The sequence below is a fragment of the Adhaeribacter swui genome (genome assembly GCF_014217805.1).
Classification (GTDB): domain Bacteria; phylum Bacteroidota; class Bacteroidia; order Cytophagales; family Hymenobacteraceae; genus Adhaeribacter; species Adhaeribacter swui.
The window spans coordinates 321,899-340,817 of sequence record NZ_CP055156.1 but is presented as its reverse complement, the minus strand read 5'-3'; the positions used below and the strand labels follow the sequence as shown (position 1 = coordinate 340,817).

The window sequence follows — 18,919 nt, the reverse complement described above, 5'->3', positions numbered from 1 at the left end:
GGATTACTAACTAGGCGCTTATGAAATAAAGGGAGCTAGAAAAAATCCTAGCTCCCTTGTCATGTTTATAGGAGATTAAAAGTTATCGGACGAGCAATACTTTAGACTGGCTGCGGTTAGTAGTCGTTTGCAATTGCAGCAAGTACATACCCGGGGCTTGTTTTTGCGCTTCCCATTCTACCTGATACAGTTGATTTGCCTGAGCTTCATCCTCAAACAGAACAGCTATTGCGCGCCCCTGCAGGTCATACACTTTTAGAGTAGCAGTTTGCGTTTCCGGAATTCTAAAGCGCATGGTAAGTTTGTCGGAAGAAGGGTTGGGAAAAGCTTCGACTTGTACTTCTTTTATTTCTGCTGCTGGTTTTGGCAACAGCGTCACTTCCCGGGCCACGACTTGAGAAGTAGCCGGTGAAGCTATTTTCACGAGCCAGTAATCCGTTCCCCCTTGGCTAGGCTGAGTTCGATCACCACTTACTCCAGAGGAAGACCGACCACCTAACAAGTACCCGCCATCGCTGGTCTGGATAGCGGTACGTAATTCATCTTCACCGCTGCCACCAACCCGCTTATCCCATTGTAGCATCCCGGTGCTACTGGTCTTCACCAGCCAATAATCATTACCGCCCTGGCTCGGTTCACTCTGGTCGCCACTTACGTCCGATTCGGAGCGTCCAGCGAGCAAGTAGCCACCATCACTGGTGCGCAAAATAGAACGTAATCCTTCATCCTGGCTACCCCCAAAACGTTTATCAAACAACTTCTGACCATCACCATTGATTTTGAGTAGCCAAAAATCCTTTCCTCCTCGGCTATCTTGGCTCTTATCGCCACCTAAGCCGGAAGTACTATGACCAGCAATGATAAAATCACCTGAATTAGCACCGGACCTGCTCACCACCATCAGGTCGTCTGTGCCCGAACCGCCAAAACGCTTATCCCACACTTTCTGGCCGGTACTGGTAATCCGGACCAGCCAGTAATCGTTACCGCCCCGGCTAGATTGCGTTTTGTCACCGCTCCGACCCGAAGCAGACCGGCCACCCAATAAAAATCCGTCACTTACCGTGGGTGCTAAACCTTCAAGAATATCGTCCTGGAAACCGCCAAAACGTTTATCCCACAACAGCTCTCCCTCGCTATTTACTTTAAGAACCCAGAAGTCTTGCCCTCCTTGGCTATTTTGACTCTTGTCGCCACCCACCGGAGAGTTACTGGTACCCGCCAGCAGGTATTCGCCTTTAGCAGTTTGTAACACTTGTTTTAGCTCGTCCGCACCTGTACCGCCAAAGCGCTTATCCCATTGTTTGTTACCTTTAGCATCCGTTTTCACGATCCAGTAATCCCGATCGCCCCGGCTATCCTGGCTTTTATCACCACCAATTCCGGAGAAAGAACTACCGGCTAAAAGGTAACCTTTATCCTGAGTTTGAATAACCAGGTTCAGGTAATCATTTCCGCTGCCGCCAAAACGTTTGTCCCAGAGTTTTTTACCATTCTTATCTGATTTTACAATCCAGTAGTCATTTTCTCCCCGGTTAGCCTGCGTTTTATCACCGCTTACGCCGGAATTGGTGTATCCGCCAGATAAATATCCCCCGTCACTGGTTTTAATTACCGAGGTAAAAAGGTCATTACCAGAACCTCCGTAACGCATATTCCAATTTGCAAGCGGGGTATTTTCGTCTAGGATTTGTACTAGCCAATAATCGTATTGTTTAACCCCTTTTTCGGTACGATTAAATTCACTTTTATCGCCACCCATATCCGAATCAGATGCTCCACCCAAGACAAACCCGCCGGCTGAACCATTAACTGCCGCTGCCAGAAAATCGTACCTCAATCCACCTAATGATTTATCCCATTGTTTCCTGCCTTGGGCATCAATCTTAACTGCCCAATAATCGTTAAAATCACCCCTTAATGCTTCCGTCTTGTCTTTACCTATGGTCGAAGTAGAATTGCCTGCTAGTAAGAATCCATTATCCGGTGTAGAAACAATAGCTTTGAGATCGGAATCGCCACTGTATACGGTATAAGTATTGGCACCAATACCGTTGGTGGATTCGAAAAGGCCGCCGGCATAAGTTTTATCCCACACCTTATTTCCTTTATCATCAATCTTAACTACCCAGTACTTATTCCGGGCCGTATAATTTTTACCTAGATTATCTTCACTTTTTTCCCTTCCGGTTGCGGCATTAGAAGTACCGCCTAACAAGAAGCCCCCATCTGTCGTAGCGACAATCGCGGAAAGGGTGGAGGTACCATAATAATTGACATAAGCATTAGTGGTGTCCGTCGGGTCAGTTCCCGGATCGCGGTAAGAGCTTTTTATACCACCGTAAGCTTTATCCCAAATCTTCGTGCCAGAAGCAGTTATTCGCACCAGCCAATAATCAATTATACCACGCTTACTTTGTTCTTTGTCCCCGCTATAACCGGAGCCGGATGAACCACCTAGTAGATAGTCTCCATTGGAACAAATAGCTAGGGAAGCTAAATTTTCGGCCGCACCGCCTCCAAAAGTTTTATCCCAAAGTTTTCTTCCGGTTCCAGTTATTTTAACCACCCAATAATCCTGCAGGCCTTTGCTGGCCTGACTTTTATCCCCGGAATGTGTAGAATTAGAAGTCCCACCCACCAGATAACCGCCGTCGGGAGTAGGTAAAACTGCGTTTAAAATATCTTCGTTGTTGCCTCCCAAAGTTTTATCCCACTCCTTTTTACCGGTACTATCTATTTTTACTAACCAGTAATCTGCGCCACCTCGAACGGCTTCCGTTTTGTCGCCTGAAATAGTCGATTCCGAAGTGCCACCTAGCAGGTAACCGCCATCCGGAGTGGTTATAATAGTTGCTAATTTATCCTGATAGTTGCCACCATAACTTTTATCCCACTGCTTTTTGCCTGAGCGATCTACTTTTATGATCCAGTAATCTTTTCCGGCCCCTGCTTGGCTCCGGTCACCGGATTTACCTGAATTAGAGGTGCCACCTACTAAATAGCCACCGTCGGTGGTCGCCACCATGGTCGTGAGCACATCTTCCGCGCTGCCTCCGTAAGTCTTATCCCAACCTTTTCTGATTAAGGAAACTGGCTGCACCAAAAAGGTTTGCGTAGCTTCTGCGGATAAATAGGTAGCACTGCCCGCCTGGGTAGCTTTAATGGTTACAGTGCCCACTCCGGTAAGCGTTAGTATATTCCCCTTTAAAGTTGCTGGGCCCGATACCACTTTAAAAGAAACGGGTAACCCTGAGCTAGCCGTGGCTGAAAGCGTAAAGGGCATATCGCCTAGGATTTTGTAAGGAATAGGATTAAAAACAATATATTGTTTCAAGTTAGCCCCACTGTTATCGATTTTCACTAACCAGTAATCCGTTGAGCAATTACTTTCACATTCGCCCCGGTTAGGTTCACTCTTATCCTTACTGGCTCCCGAGAAAGATGTTCCGCCCAAAATAAAATTACCGTCTGCCACTTGCTGGAGAGCAGTCAGCTCATCCTCTTGTTCCCCTCCCAACGTTTTATCCCAAATTTTAGAGCCGTTAGCCTTTAATTTTACTACCCAGTAATCTACATTATAATCACTGGATGTTTCTGTTTTATCGCCACTAATCGGAGAGCCCGAAGTTCCCCCCAGTAAATAGGTACCTTCTTTGGTTTCTATTAGTACTTTTAAGCGGTCATCTGCGGAGCCACCCAAGGTCCTGTCCCATTCTTTGGAACCATCGGCTTTTATTTTTATTACCCAGTAGTCATAAATAAGCCAATCCTGGTAGTTTTTCCCGTTTCTACTGGCTTCCGACTTGTCCCCGCCTTTATCAGAATAGGAACTTCCACCCAGAAGATAGCCGCCATCGCTAGTTGGTCGAATATCTTGAAATTGTTCGTAACTGGTTCCACCATAGGCTTTGTCCCAGTCTTTTGTCCCATCTGCCTTTAACTTTACAATCCAGTAGTCTGTTTCGCCTTTACCCACATCCGTTTTTTCCCCAAATATTCCGTATCCAGAGGTAGAGCCCAGTAAATAGCCGCCGTCGGGGGTTTGTTGAATTTTATTTTCTCCGCCACCTATAATAGTTCGGTCCCATACTTTCGTGCCGTTTGCTTGTAGCTTCACAATCCAGATACCTTTACCGGCTTGGGTTTTATCCCCGGATTTATCCGAAGTGGATGTCCCACTCAGAATGAAACCGCCATCCTGGGTTTGCTGTAGCGAAGTTAAGTTATCCTCCTTATTGCCTCCAAAGGTTTTATCCCAGGCTTTACTTCCATCGGCATTTAACTTCACAATCCAGTAATCAGTAGAAAATTCTTTACCTTTATTATCTTCTGATTTATCACCGCTTTTTTCCGAAGTGGAATAGCCACCTAGAATGTAGCCGCCATCCTGGGTTTGCTGCAAAGCGGTTAATAATTCAAAATGAGAACCTCCAATCGTTTTATCCCAGCTCTTCGTGCCATCGGCTTTTAGCTTGACGATCCAGTAATCGTAAGTTGATACTTGACCCTTATTGGCTTGCGATTTATCACCACTTCTATTCGATTCGGAATAGCCACCTACAATGTAGCCTCCATCACTGGTTGGTTGCACAGTAGCTAAATTATCCGAAAGATTTCCCCCTAATGTTTTATCCCAGATTTTGTTCTGCGCAATTGAGGATAGTGGGACAATGACATAGAGTAGTAAAAGAAACAGAAGGTTGACCCATCCAAAACGGAGTACCTGGTTACTTGGAACCAAGCTGTTAATAGGAACATGTAATTGCATACAAATTTAATTTGAAATAGATACCGGTAAATGGAAGAAGTAGAAGAAAGATAGCAGATCAACCCTTAATAGGAAGCCTGCCAGCAGAGGAGCCTATAAATGTAAAGGCTAAAGTATTTTGGTGCAATACCTAAAATAGGGTAATTTTTAAAAAAGATTTAGAATGTAGGCAGCCGGAAGGTGCTGGGCCTAATAGCTTACTTTTAAGATATGGCAGGTAGTTGTTTTATAAGTAAATAAGTTGATCAATAGACTTTTATTACGACGAAAAATGCATTAAAAGAGGTTGTATTCTACCTAAAACAATTTATAAAGATTATATAACAAAGTAGGAGCTAAATTAGACAGGTTTACCAAACAACTGTTACATTGCGCAGCATGTTACGAAAGTAATCACAAAGTTTAACTAGTCCGAGCGAACTTCATTTTGGTGAGTTCTTTATTTGTAAATGGTTTATATTTAAGTAAGTATGTAACTGCTAAAATGGGATGTTCCATTTAATGATTAGTTTAATTATCCAGTGCATCAACCACAATGGTAGAGTTAAATGATAGGATAATCTTGTATAATTTTTAAAATACTTCTTATTACTCTTTAATATTAGGATTAATGGTTTCAAATGCATTAGTTTTGAAGCCTGTTCTTTGACACTTTTGTTTCATCCCAAACTTATAGGTTTGCCCGAGAGGGCAATTAAAAAGGAACCGTGTGTAAATCACGGGCTGTCGCGCAACTGTAAGAGGTAGCCAAGTTTTATTCAAATACGCCCCGGCGTATTCCAGAACCACTGTATTGCTCAGGCATTATGGGAAGGTTGAATAAAATGCCTCAAGCCAGGAGACTTGCCGAGTTTGCCAGATGGTGAAAGCTTTCGCGATTATAAAGCTACACCTTGGACTTTCTATTATTTATCTCCTGCTCCTGCCCGAGTGGGAATTGTAGCATCATGTCCATTTGTGTGTAGTTATTAACCGGGAGCGCTTTTAAGCAAGAGCGCCGGGAACAATAAATCAAATTATTGTTAACTAACACCAAAAAATGAAAACAAATGTTTTAGGCTATCCGCGCATTGGTAGCCGCCGCGAACTCAAAAAAGCCTGCGAAAACTACTGGTCAGGCAAATCTTCTCTTTCGGAACTGGTAAATACCGGCAAAGCCATCCGGCAGCACAATTGGAAGCTGCAAAAAGATGCCGGCATTGACTTAATACCCTCCAATGACTTTTCTTTTTATGACCAGGTTCTGGATATGTCGCTTACGGTAGGCGCTATCCCGCAACGTTACTACGAGGTAATTCGCCAGGAAGGTAACACGGACTTAGATCTTTACTTTGCTATGGCCCGAGGTTATCAAAAAAATGGCTTAGACATAACTGCCATGGAAATGACTAAATGGTTCGATACCAATTATCATTACATCGTTCCGGAGTTTCACGCCAATCAGCAATTCAAACTTTTCTCCACTAAAATCATTGATGAGTTTTACGAAGCAAAACAATTAGGAATTATAACTAAACCGGTTTTACTCGGTCCTGTATCGTACTTACTACTGGGAAAAGAAAAAGAAGCCGGCTTCCATCGCTTGGATTTGCTTAAAAACTTACTGCCGGTATATCTGGATATTCTGGAAAAGTTAAAAGCTTACCAAGTAGATTGGGTACAATTTGATGAACCTTGTTTCGCTCTGAATTTAAGTCCGGAAGAACAACAAGCTATTAAATACGCCTATACAGAAATTAAGAAACGTTTTCCATACCTGAAAACAATTCTTACCAATTACTTTGATTGTTATGGCGAAAATTTAAAAACTGCCCTATCCTTACCAGTAAACGCCCTGCATTTAGATCTGGTACGCTGCCCGTCGCAGTTAGATGATATCCTGGAAAGTAATTTATTAAAACAACATGTGCAATTATCTTTAGGTGTAGTGGATGGTCGCAACATCTGGAAAAATGACTTTCAGCAATCGTTAGCGCTCATTAAAAAAGCCGCGGCAAAAATTGGAACTGCTAACCTGATGATTGCTTCCTCCTGTTCTTTGTTACATGTTCCTTGTGACTTAGATCTGGAAATTAATGCGGAAGGATTATTACCAGAAATAAAACAGTGGCTGGCTTTTGCCAAGCAAAAGCTCGCGGAAATAGTAACCTTGCAAGAATTGGTGAGTGGTAAAGATTCTCCTAGGTCAGCTGAAAAACTACAGGAAAATATAGCGGCTATTCACCGGCGGCAAACCTCGGCGCTTATTCATGATTCTGCGGTAAAACAACGCGTTAAGGCAATTACTGAACAGGACACTGCACGAAAAAACGAGTTTACTGTTCGCCGCCAAGCTCAGCGGAAATCTTTGAACTTGCCGTTATTTCCTACTACCACCATTGGTTCTTTTCCGCAAACACCCGAAGTAAGAAGCTGGCGCGCTAAATTTAAGAAAGGAGAGCTGAGTCAGTCGGAATACAACCAATTGATTCAACGGGAAACCGAAGCAACTATTCGTTTTCAGGAAGACATTGACTTGGATGTATTAGTACACGGGGAGTTTGAACGCAATGATATGGTAGAATATTTTGGAGAACAGCTAGCCGGGTTTGTTTTTACCCAAAATGGCTGGGTACAAAGTTACGGGAGCCGGTGTGTGAAACCGCCCATTATCTACGGCGACGTTTACCGTCCTGCTTCTATGACGGTGCAATGGACCAAGTTTGCCCAATCATTAACAAATAAATGGGTAAAAGGGATGTTAACGGGACCGGTTACCATCTTGCAATGGTCCTTTGTGCGTAATGACCAACCTCGTTCCCAAACCTGCACGCAAATAGCTTTGGCTATCCGGGATGAAGTACTTGATCTTGAGCAAGCCGGTATTAAAATTATTCAAATTGATGAGCCAGCAATCCGGGAAGGCTTGCCTTTACGCCAAGCCGATTGGCCGAACTATTTGCAATGGGCCGTCCAGGCGTTCCGGCTAGCCGCCAGCGGGGTGCAGGATACCACCCAAATTCACACGCACATGTGCTATTCCGAATTTAATGATATTATTCAAAATATCGCCGACATGGATGCGGATGTGATCACCATTGAATGTTCGCGTTCGCAAATGGAGTTACTAGATGCTTTTGCTGATTTTCAGTACCCGAATGAAATTGGTCCCGGAGTATATGATATTCATTCGCCCCGGGTACCAGCCCAAAGCGAAATGGTAAACTTGTTAGAAAAAGCCAAAAAAGTAATTCCGGCTGATCAAATATGGATTAACCCGGATTGTGGCTTAAAAACCCGGCAATGGCCCGAAACCAAGGAAGCGCTAACCGAAATGGTAGCCGCTGCTAAATTCCTGCGGAAAACCATTAACAATACCCTAACACTTTAAGCTAAATAACCAGGTAGCATACGCTAGTAGCTACCTGGTATTTGTGTACCAGCTTTCTGATTAATTATTAAGCTTAAATGTGCTAACTCGAAAAATTTTAAAAATGGGAAATAAGCCTACCAATTTAAATGCGATGTTGGGATTGGATATGTACCTGGCTTCTTTAAGTCGGGGTAAATGCCAGAAAATCAAAGATCAACTCAAATCTGTACCCATCACCATGCACCCTTTAATGAGCTGGGATTTGGCTGGTACTGCTTATTGGAACTCATTTAGGAAGGGTAGAAATATAAACGATTTACGGAAACTTACGCAGTTGGCGCATGAATATAATTGGTCCGTTGATTTACCAACCTTGCTAACATCCCCTTACGAAGCATTGGTGCTGACAAATACGGAGCAAGTGATTTGCTGGGTAAATCCCGGATTTACAACCATGACGGGTTACCCCGCTAACTTTGCTATCGGCCAAACCCCTATTTTTTTACAAGGTGAAAACACGTCTATCGTTAAAATAGAACAACTTCAAAACCAACTAAAAGCCGGCGAAACTTTTACCGGAAGTATCCTGAATTATCGTTTAAATAAAGAAGAATACCTGTGTCAGATAAGCATTTACCCGATTAAAAATAATAGTCAGGTAATTACCCATTTTTTAGCTCTAGAATTGGAAATACGATGAACCTGTAAGAAAAAAAAGCAGTCGGCAGTCGGAGAGCTGCGTGTTGAAAACAGTTTTTCCGAACCATTACGATACTATCCAGATAATGGATGAAGTAGCCTTTATTACTGCCACCCACAATAGCAGTCAATGCATGGTTACGGATAGCAGCGTTAATATAGATTTTAAAAACCTATTCCTGCCGCGGGCATGGTTATAAGAACGGTTTAACTATATGCTAAATAGTGGACAAAAGGTAAAACTGAAATTGAAAACGGTAAAAGCAAAATATTATTAATAAAGGATAACACCTCTCAAGGCTTTTACTTGGATGCAGTATAAGAAAAATTATCCGACCCACCATCCATTTACAAACAGACAGACACTATTCACCAGCGTAATACTACTAATTCCGATATAACAATAATACAGTACAGGCAAGTTAAATCTGCTCCAAAAAAAGTATATGGGAAAAATTAGTAGTGTAAATCTGGATAAACTATATAGAGGCTGAAAAGGCATCGCCGCCGAAAAAAGCGGTATAAGTAACCACAACCAGCCAATGATTAGGTATGATTGAGGTAACCTTATTTTAGAAGGTACACTAAGCAAAAGCATAATTCCGAGACTAAGGACCGTAAGAATGAAACTTAAGTTATTGCCATAGTAGGGCGGGGTAAAGCCATGATGTAAATCTTCCCGGAATATAACAAACCCGTGCCGCAAATTTGTTAAAGGCAGACTAAACTTACGTCCCCAGAACTCCTGATTGCTCACAAAACCAACTGGATCATCAAACGCAATAAAGTTAAACAATATATAGGCTAATAAAGCTAAGGGAATAAAAAGAATTGCTAACATAGAGCAATCTAGTTTATGTTTTATTTTGTAATCTAACCATATTTGGTAAGCTAGAATCAAGCATAAAAATATACCTAAATTTCGGGTAAGGGCAGCACAGGCCCCAAGTATGCCTGCTGTCATGTATTTGCTTTGTTGGGCAGTATAGAGGCAGAGAAAAGAAAAAAATAAGAAAAGGGACTCAGAATATACGCTGTTCAGAAAAAAAGAGGTCGGAAATACAGCCAAAGCCATTAAAGCTCTTCTGGTTTCACTTTCCGTAAAATATAATCGACCCAATTTGTAAAAAGCAATGAAGGTGAGAAAAGTAAATACATTGCAGATCACAAAGCCAGCTAGTCCTGTTTCTATTCCAAAAGAAGATAATGTTTTAATAAGAATGATGAGCAAAGGGAAAAAAACTGTTGTTTTTTCCGTATAACCGGTTTCAGCAATGTAAGTAAACCAATGAGCATCCCAGGTTAGCAGTTGTTTGATGAAAAAAGAAGAATGATCTAATGCGGGGTTAATGAAACCTTCAAATCTGTTTTTTGGAAAGAAATCAGCCAGAAAATACACAGAACCAAATACCAAGACAGTATGAAGAATATAAGGAATGAGTATAGACTTAAAAACAATTCTATTGGCCCAAGTTCTTGGTAATTTCATTAAGATAAAGTTATAAACACTCTAAACTTTGTTACTGCGAATTTCATTCAGTTCTTAAACATTAAGTTGTCTATACCATATCCACAGAGAAAAAGCTTCATCTAATACCTTCCATGTATACATTAGGATAGATTAAAACCAAGTTTCTAGAAACTAAAAAGCGCCGAAAACTAAAATTTAGTTTTCGGCGCTTTTTAGTTTTTTAAGCTAGTGACTTGTGTCTACAGGTTAGCTGGCTTGTTGAATCAATAAAGGATTGTTTTTTGATGAGTTATAATCCAATTCTTCGTATTTAGAGTTTTTGCTTAAAAACTCTGGAACAATTTCCTTCATTTTCTTAACTACCTCAAAATCGTCGTTCTCTTTTTGAACTAAGTTAATGAGCTCTTTAATATCGCTAACTACCTTATCGTAAAGGTAAGTTCTTACTTTAGAAATCTTGATCTTATTGTGGTGCGTTGGAATAGATTCTTCTTCTTTATTCAACAACTCTTCATACAATTTCTCACCGGGGCGCAAACCAGTATAAACAATCTTAATATCTACATCCGGAATTAGGCCAGCCAATTTGATCATTTTCCGGGCTAAATCGGCAATTTTAACGGGTTCTCCCATATCAAATAAGAAGATTTCTCCACCTTTGCCCATACTACCAGCTTCCAGTACTAATTGAACCGCTTCCGGAATAGTCATGAAATAGCGGGTAATTTCGGGGTGCGTAACAGTAAGCGGCGCTCCTTTTTCAATTTGAGCCCGGAAGCGCGGAATTACTGAACCATTAGAACCTAACACATTACCAAAACGCGTAGTTATAAACTTAGTTTTAGAATGAGTAAGATCATTTAACCGGGAGCTAATGTAATTGATATTATTCAGCGACTGAACATTTACATCGTTCAAAGATTGAATGTAAATCTCAGCAATCCGCTTGGAAGCCCCCATGATATTAGTTGGGTTTACGGCTTTATCAGTAGATATCATCACAAACTTTTCTACATCAAAAGCAATCGATAAATCAGCTAAAGTTTTGGTGCCCAAAATGTTAGTCAGGATAGCTTCTGGTGGGTTGTTCTCCATCATAGGCACGTGTTTGTAAGCGGCCGCATGAAAAACAATCTCCGGATTAAAATCTTCGAAAAGAGAATACATCCGATTATAATTTGTAATGTTCGAAATGTAGATCTTTATGTTTGCATCCGGAAACGCTTCTTCAACTTCTAACTGCAGCTCGTGCAAAGGTGACTCAGCCTGATCGCAGATAATTACCATAGCCGGATCAAAAGTAAGTACTTGTCTTACAATTTCGGAGCCTATAGAACCTGCACCACCTGTTACTAAAACACGTCTACCGGTTATCTCTCTCGAAATATTGTCGCTTTGAATAACGATTGGATCACGCTGTAATAAATCTTCAATTTTAAGGTCTTTTATTTGATTAACCCGTAGTTTACCAGAAATCCATTGTTCAGTAGGAGGAACAGTTAATACCTTCAAGCCTATTTCCAAGCATTTCTCAACTATTTTCTTTCTACCTTCAGTTTTTAAATCCTCACTCATTACCACTACCTTATCTACTTTCAACTTTAGGCGTAATTGCTCAATGTTGATAGCCGGATATACCTTCTTCTGTTGAATGTATTTATTTACATTCTGGTAATTATCGTCGATGAAGCCAGCAATAACAAACCGGCTGGAGTTACTATGTTCCAAAGCACGTTTTATCAGCATAGAACTGGTATCTGAACCAAAAATAAGTACGGTTTCTTTTTCGGTAGCAGTGCTTCTTTTGATGAATTGGAAAAAGCTTTTTGCTCCTATTCTTAACATTACCAGTAAAGAGGAAGAGATAAAAAAGTTAATCAGAAGAACTGTAAAAATATTAACAGTATCAATATGGTAAACTGGAATTACTACCATGCTTAACACTAAGATGTAGATAAAGCTGGTAGCTAATACGGCCGAAAATATTCTGACTATATCTTGCGTATTGGAATACCTGATTACTCCGGTATGGATACGCATGAGAAAGAATACACTCAGCGAAATAATGCAGTATAAACCAGTATATATAAAGAAATGCCCTCTCAATATGTTTGAAAATTCAAACTGCGTTATTACAAAAAAGGCTAATACAAATGACCAGCTTGTAATAACCTGATCGATCAATAAAATGACCCATCGTGGTATTGAATTAGCAAGTATAAATTTTTTCATGGCACAAAGTAATTTAAATAGCGTTTATGAAGTATTAGCTTAACAAAATCTCTTTTTTTGATGGTATTAACAAGGCTTACAGATTTTAATATCTACAGCTTGGCTGTTTAATATCTATTTTATTATTCTTTTTTAGTGAAGTAATGTCTTTTACTAAAAAAAATTATAAAGGTTCAGGAAAATAGTTTTTAATATATATTAAATGTGCAATCATATATTAAATTTTTATAAAATAAGTAAAGTAAATCCTATATCGCAAAAAAAAATGGTAAAATTTTCTATATTTTTTGAATAATGTGTAATTAATTGGCAAATAAGTTATAAAATTAAACAATTTAATTTTTTGTAAAATTATTAAAGAGTGATAAATTAATTTTCAAATATAATACTAAATTAATAAAAAAATTTAAATATAAACTTAAATTAATATCTATATAAAATTGGCTTTAGTTATTAATAGTAGTGGTAATCTCATTAAATAAAAATGAGAACTTAAATAGCCTTTAATATAAATTAGATCATATTAAAAGCGGGTTTCTTATAGTTTTTCCAACTTTTTTAATTTTTAATCCTATTCATTTCTTTACATTTTATCTAATAAAATTATCAAAAAGCGATGATTGGTTATTTACGGAGAAAGTTTTTAACAACAATTAGGCCAACGTGAGCTTATTTACTTTTTAACTGTACTGATTTAAGAATATAATAGGATTTTATAGCCAGTAATAATTTATAGTAGAATGAATATATAAAAAAGTTGAATATTTAAAAAATTATTTCGTTTAAATCTATATATGTAGTGGTATAAGCCGTTTTAATTCTTTTTCTGGTTAGCAATGTACTTGATTAAGAGTGCTACATTGATGCAGGATGAATAACCTGCTGTTTAGCTGTAAAAAATGCTTATGCCGGTTCTATTTAAATGTAAACTATTGATTAGCAAAGCAATAAATACAAATGGCTATTATTTAGCTCAGCTTAACAAAATTGATTGCCGGAAAGTTAGTGGGAATAATATTTGCGCTGAAGGTCCTCGGGCAAGCCAATTCCTTCAAAACGATAATTCCCTGTCTGGATTTTTACGAATTCTGCTCTTTGGGCTTGTTCATACATGGGGTGAGCGGCCTCTTCTTGACGACAACTAGTACATAACATGTGTAAATTAAACCAAGAAGCTCTAAGCGAATCTGCTTCGGCTCCGCATCGATGACAAATTTGTTTACAATAACGCATAATAATGTTGGTTGACAGTTAAATGAGTAATTCTTTATTACATTTATATTAATATATTTTAATATTTATATATAACAAATATACGGAATGTTTTTTTAAAAGTTACTTATAATTAAAAAAAATATTAAGTAAATTATATATTGATTTTTCAGAGGCATCCGCATTAGCAAGAATGCTCTTGGTTGATAAGGTAATTCTTAGATTAGTTTCTGAAAATCAAAATATTAAACAGATGGAAGAGGGTATAAGCTATCTTTTGCTTAGATTAGAAAACTGCCTACAACTATTAATGTATCTGATAAGCCCAATGCATTTACCGGTACTAGGGAAGTTGCTAAAGGCTAAAGATACGTTGATGTAAAAGCGGCATAAAAGAATGCTTTATTGGCGAGCTTATAAGGTAATATATTTTGCGCATATTATGCAGATACAAAAAATTACTCTCCCGAACCAAGGATAAATAGTTGTACTACCTGTAAAATTTTAGTATAATGGAGCTCAAAAAATAAATTATCATGAATAAATTACTTGGTTCTGGTTTAATTGTGCTGGCGCTTGGGGCGCTGGTTTTATTTTCAACATCGTTTATGGCTAAAAATGAGCAAGTACGGCACGTAGTAGTTTTTAAATTTAAACCTAGTGCTACTCCGGCCCAAATAACGCAGGTAACACAAGCCTTAGCCGATTTAAAAAACAAAATTCCAGGTATTGTTTCTTTTGAGCACGGCGTTAATAATAGCCCGGAAAATAAAAATTTGGGTTTTACGCACGTTTTCCTCTTAACTTTTAAAGATGCCGCCGCCCGCGATACTTATTTGCCGCACCCGGAACATAAAAAATTCGGGCAGCTTTTAGGACAGTTAGGCGTAATGGAAGATGTGTTTGTGGTAGATTATTCTCCGGCAGCAAAGTAAATGAGCAATAGCTGATTTTTTAAAATTTTAAATTTTAGCAATTCTTACCAAAAACCAGAAGCCCGTTGTTTAAACAGGCTTCTGGTTTTTTATTTACGTTGTTGGGTAAAAACAAATACTCCTTTTTTATTGGCAACTATTATATCAATTAAGTTATCCTGGTTGATGTCTTGGGTTACTACGTGTACGCCCACGCCGGAATCAGTATCAATTAAATGCGGTACCCAGGTTGGGTTTTTACCTGGCTTAAATTCAAACCAGTAGAGTACCGGTGGTTCGTATTCGCCGGGGTCTTTGCCCATGTGCGCAAAATAGCGTTTGCCGGTAACTAAATCCGGGTTGCCATCGGCGTTTATATCCGTAAAAGCTAAGCCATGCGTTTGTGTAAAAGCTTCGGAAATTAGGTGGCGGTTCCACTGGGGTGTTCCTTGCTCATTTAAGGTTTGCTCGTACCACCAAATACCTAAAGCGTGTGCCGATGAAGCTACTACATCCTGATCCCCATCCTGGTCGAAATCGTAAGCGTGCATTTGGGCACAAGCTTCCCCTAAATTAGCCGGGTGAAAAGTCCAGCCGGGTTGCAAGGGGTTAACTGGAGCCTCCCACCAACCTTCTTTTACCATTACATCGGGTCGGCCGTCTTTATTTAGGTCGCCTAAACCTAAGCCATGCGAGAAAGGTTCGGCACCGGGTCCTTTTTCTTTACTAATGGCTACTTCTTGCCAAGTTAAATTGTCTGGTGATATTGGTGGTTTAAACCAAGTCATTTGGCCGGTGGTGGAGTTTCCACCGAGTAAATCGGGCTTGCCATCACCATCTACATCAAAAAAGCCAGCCGATTCGTTGCCAACCGTGTTATGGATGGTGTGGGCTGTCCAATGTCCTTCTTTTTGCTTCGGATTTTCGAACCAGAGGGCTTCTTTGCCCGGAAAACCAATGCGCACGTAGTCCAGCCAACCATCCAGGTTTACATCTATGGTTTGGCTCACGAAAGCATTGCTGTATCCTTTGTCGTAGTAAAAAATTTCGGGTTGGGTTATTTCGTGTTTTTTCCAGGTGGGCGCTTCAAACCAATAGGCACCGGCTAAAACATCTATCCGGCCATCTTTATTTACATCGCCTACGGCTACCCCTTCGGCAATAAACTCTTTGGTTAACACTTGTTTGGTAAACGTGATGGTGCCTTTTTTCAGACGTTTGTCTTTCTTTTGGGCTAATGCGCTAGTGGGTATTAGCCAAACTGCCAGTAAGCCCCAAGTAAGAGCGTAGGTAAGGAATGGTTTTGGAAGAAGAATTTTAAAATTTACGCTACTAAGCAGGGCAGGATGGTTTATCATATCATCGGGAAATTACTTTGTTGTTACTGGTTCGTAATTTTAAAATTTATTCTTTTCAGAACGGGGGCCTCAATTGCTGCATTAGCTAAAAAGTAAACTTAAAATTATTTAGGCAAAATACACGGGCACAAACATTATTTCTAAAAAGCTTCGCCAATATCAAAATACAGACCTTTGGCTTTATCACTGCCAATAGCGTAATCAATTCGAATGTTCAAGCGTTGAGCGCGGTTAAGCATCAGGCGCACGCCACCGCCCGCTGCCCGTTTAATTAAATTAAGGTTTAAATCTTTGCCCCGGTCGGCTACCTGCCCCAAACCACCAAATACCACAAAACCTAGCCGAGAGAAAAGTTGTTGCCGGTACTCGGTTTGCACCGCTAGCAATTGCCGGTCGCGAAACCGGCCTTCGTAAAAACCCCGCATGGTTCGGCCTCCACCCAATAAAGCCATTTCCCGGAAAGGCACCTTGCCCGTGCTGAATTTACCTACACCTTGTATGGCCAGCACCTTTTTAGCGGACAAAGGAATAAACCGACGGACATCGATGTTGTAACGAGTAAAGTTAAATTCGCTGCCTAACGCTTTCTGGTTAAAGTAGGTGCCCAATTCGGCGTACCAGCCTTTGGTGGCATTTAAAGGATTATCGCGGCTATCCAGTAATAAAGCCGGCCCTAAGCCCGATGCTGTACTGCCATCGAGCTCCCGGGCATTTCGTTCAATTATTTTACTCTGCACATTTTTGTACCGTACATCATTAATGTGGGTAAGCTGGTATTGTACCCCCGCAAAAACAAAATTTTTAATTTTTTTTAAAAACCGGTTCTGAAAAAGAAAAAGTTTGTAGGTAACCAAAGAAGAATCGGAGAGCGCATTGGAGTTGCCTGTTCCGTAATACAGAATGGGCCAATCGTAATAATTAGCGGCTCCGGTAATGTTAAAGCGCTCGTGGTTGGTATAAATGGTATACGTAAGCTGCACCGAAGATTGCTTTTTTTGCGTGTAATAAGCCAGAAGCTGCCCGTTAGAACTGCGGGTAAGCGAATCTGAACCAAAATTGTAAACAGGTACTACCAACCCCCCGTACCCAATACCGGTTTCGGGCGTAGAAAATAAAGCCGGAAAAGGAGTAAGGCTTAATTTCTTTTTCACTACGGTAGAATCGGATGGCCACATGGCCTGGCTGTAAGGCAAAAAGAACAGAAAGAAGCAGAAAAAAAGGTATATTTTTTTCATAGGGGCACCTAAAACTCTGGAGTAAAATGTAATGCTTCTTGTAAATCGTTAGCTAAAATATAAGTAAAGCAATGATAAGTGCTTATTAGCAAAAAACACTTCCGGGAGGTTAAAGAAAGATAGTAAATTTTTAAAAATTTGCCTTCTTACTTCGGCTTAATATTTAAGCTTATTTGCTACTTTTTATCTTTTAAAATAAACTGATTTTATAGGTATATTATAGAAAGCAACTGATTAAAATTGCTTTAGGAAAAAAATACTATCCGGTATTATAAGGCTTTAAGATTGTAATTTTTAAATAAATTAAAACTCAAGACCCTTCTGGTAAGTTTAGCGCTATTATGTAAACTTTTCTGCGGGAAAGGTAGTATGCCAAAGTGAATTTATACTACCCGCAGATACTTTCGTTATCCAAGATATATATTGTTAAACTACCTTATCTGTAACACGAATGAATCAATTCATGTTTGCCACCGGGATAGAGAATAGCTATCCGAATATTATTTTACCAGATGGCAAGGTAAAGCGAGTAGATGAAATGGAAAAAGCTTTCCATTATGATTACTGGGAAGAAGATTTCCGGTTGGTAAAAGAAATGGGCATTGACTACCTGCGCTACGGTCCGCCTTTGTTCTCGACGCACGTGGGGCCGGGCCAATACCACTGGGATTTTACCGATACCACCTTCCGGAAAATGCAGGAAATGGGCATTATTCCGTTGGTAGATTTGTGCCATTTTGGGGTGCCCGATTGGCTTGGTAATTTCCAGAATCCGGACTTCCCGCATTATTTCGCGGAGTACGCCCGGGCTTTTGCCGAACGGTTTCCTTACCTGCAATACTACACACCCGTTAACGAAATATTTATTGCCGCCACTTTTTCGGCCCAGTACGGCTGGTGGAACGAATGTTTGAGCAGCGATAAAGCTTTTGTAACGGCCCTTAAAAACATCTGCAAAGCCAACGTAATGGCCATGCACGAAATTTTAAAAGTGCGCCCGGATGCGGTATTTATTCAAAGCGAATCGTCGGAGTATTTTCACGCCGAAGACCCAAGCTGCACCAAACTAGCCAATTTTTTGAATCAGAAACGGTTTTTATCTCTGGATTTAACTTATGGTTACCCCATCCGGGCCATGATGTACGAGTATTTGCTCGACAACGGCATGACCCGCGAAGAATACCACTGGTTTTTGCAAAATCAGGTAAAAGCCCACTGCATTATGGGCAACGATTATTATTTCACGAACGAGCATATGGTACACGCCAACGGTAGTACCAGCGCTTCCGGCGAAATTTTTGGATATTATGTAATTACCACGCAGTATTATAACCGCTACCGTTTGCCGGTAATGCACACCGAAACCAACATGATTGAGCCAAACTCGGTGAGCTGGCTCCGGAAAGAATGGGCCAATGCCAAACGTTTGCGCCGCGACGGTATACCGTTAATGGGCTTTACCTGGTACAGCCTCATCGATCAGGTAGACTGGGATTCGGCGCTGCGGGCTGATGCGGGTCGCGTGAATGCTTTGGGCTTGTACGACATGAACCGCCAAATCCGACCGGTAGGAGAAGCTTATAAAGAACTAATCCGGCAATGGAAAGGCGTGATGGAAGAAGAAAAATTTGGCTTGCACTTTAATTATTACTAAGCCGGTAATATGTAATAAGTA

The 18,919-nt window shown here is 40.3% G+C and carries 9 protein-coding genes and 1 riboswitch; of the genes, 4 read left to right on the top strand and 5 right to left on the bottom strand.

Going from position 1 to position 18,919, the window contains the following annotated elements; all coding sequences use genetic code 11:
• Window positions 1-82: 82 nt before the first annotated feature.
• Window positions 83-4,594, bottom strand: coding sequence for a T9SS type A sorting domain-containing protein (locus tag HUW51_RS02540; protein WP_185272442.1), 4,512 nt, complete (start codon window positions 4,592-4,594; stop codon window positions 83-85).
• Window positions 4,595-5,428: 834 nt separating this feature from the next.
• Window positions 5,429-5,633, top strand: a riboswitch (cobalamin riboswitch).
• 177 nt (window positions 5,634-5,810) lie between these two features.
• Between HUW51_RS02540 and metE the strand changes: the two genes are divergently transcribed.
• On the top strand, window positions 5,811-8,141 hold the full coding sequence (gene metE, locus HUW51_RS02535) for a 5-methyltetrahydropteroyltriglutamate--homocysteine S-methyltransferase (protein WP_185272441.1): 2,331 nt from the start codon (window positions 5,811-5,813) through the stop codon (window positions 8,139-8,141).
• Between the two features lie 103 nt (window positions 8,142-8,244).
• Window positions 8,245-8,823: a PAS domain-containing protein gene (locus HUW51_RS02530; protein ID WP_185272440.1), complete on the top strand. Its 579-nt coding sequence runs from the start codon at window positions 8,245-8,247 to the stop codon at window positions 8,821-8,823.
• 327 nt (window positions 8,824-9,150) lie between these two features.
• Here the strand turns inward: HUW51_RS02530 and HUW51_RS02525 are convergent, their stop codons facing one another.
• Entirely contained in the window at window positions 9,151-10,311 is a 1,161-nt protein-coding gene (locus HUW51_RS02525) for a mannosyltransferase family protein (RefSeq protein ID WP_185272439.1), read from the bottom strand.
• A gap of 228 nt (window positions 10,312-10,539) precedes the next feature.
• On the bottom strand, window positions 10,540-12,039 hold the full coding sequence (locus HUW51_RS02520; protein ID WP_228466914.1) for a polysaccharide biosynthesis protein: 1,500 nt from the start codon (window positions 12,037-12,039) through the stop codon (window positions 10,540-10,542).
• A 2,234-nt stretch (window positions 12,040-14,273) separates the two neighbouring features.
• Between HUW51_RS02520 and HUW51_RS02515 the strand changes: the two genes are divergently transcribed.
• Entirely contained in the window at window positions 14,274-14,672 is a 399-nt protein-coding gene (locus tag HUW51_RS02515) for a Dabb family protein (protein ID WP_228466913.1), read from the top strand.
• Between the two features lie 89 nt (window positions 14,673-14,761).
• Here HUW51_RS02515 and HUW51_RS02510 read toward each other — a convergent pair whose 3' ends face one another.
• Together HUW51_RS02510 and HUW51_RS02505 are read right to left on the bottom strand one after the other, a co-directional pair.
• Window positions 14,762-16,009 carry an FG-GAP repeat domain-containing protein gene (locus HUW51_RS02510; RefSeq protein WP_185272437.1) on the bottom strand — a complete coding sequence of 416 codons (1,248 nt, stop codon included), beginning with the start codon at window positions 16,007-16,009 and terminating at the stop codon, window positions 14,762-14,764.
• 140 nt (window positions 16,010-16,149) lie between these two features.
• Window positions 16,150-17,244 (bottom strand): BamA/TamA family outer membrane protein, encoded by a 1,095-nt coding sequence (locus HUW51_RS02505; protein WP_185272436.1) that lies wholly within the window; start codon window positions 17,242-17,244, stop codon window positions 16,150-16,152.
• Window positions 17,245-17,695: 451 nt separating this feature from the next.
• Between HUW51_RS02505 and HUW51_RS02500 the strand changes: the two genes are divergently transcribed.
• Window positions 17,696-18,898 carry a family 1 glycosylhydrolase gene (locus HUW51_RS02500; protein ID WP_185272435.1) on the top strand — a complete coding sequence of 401 codons (1,203 nt, stop codon included), beginning with the start codon at window positions 17,696-17,698 and terminating at the stop codon, window positions 18,896-18,898.
• Window positions 18,899-18,919 lie beyond the last annotated feature (21 nt).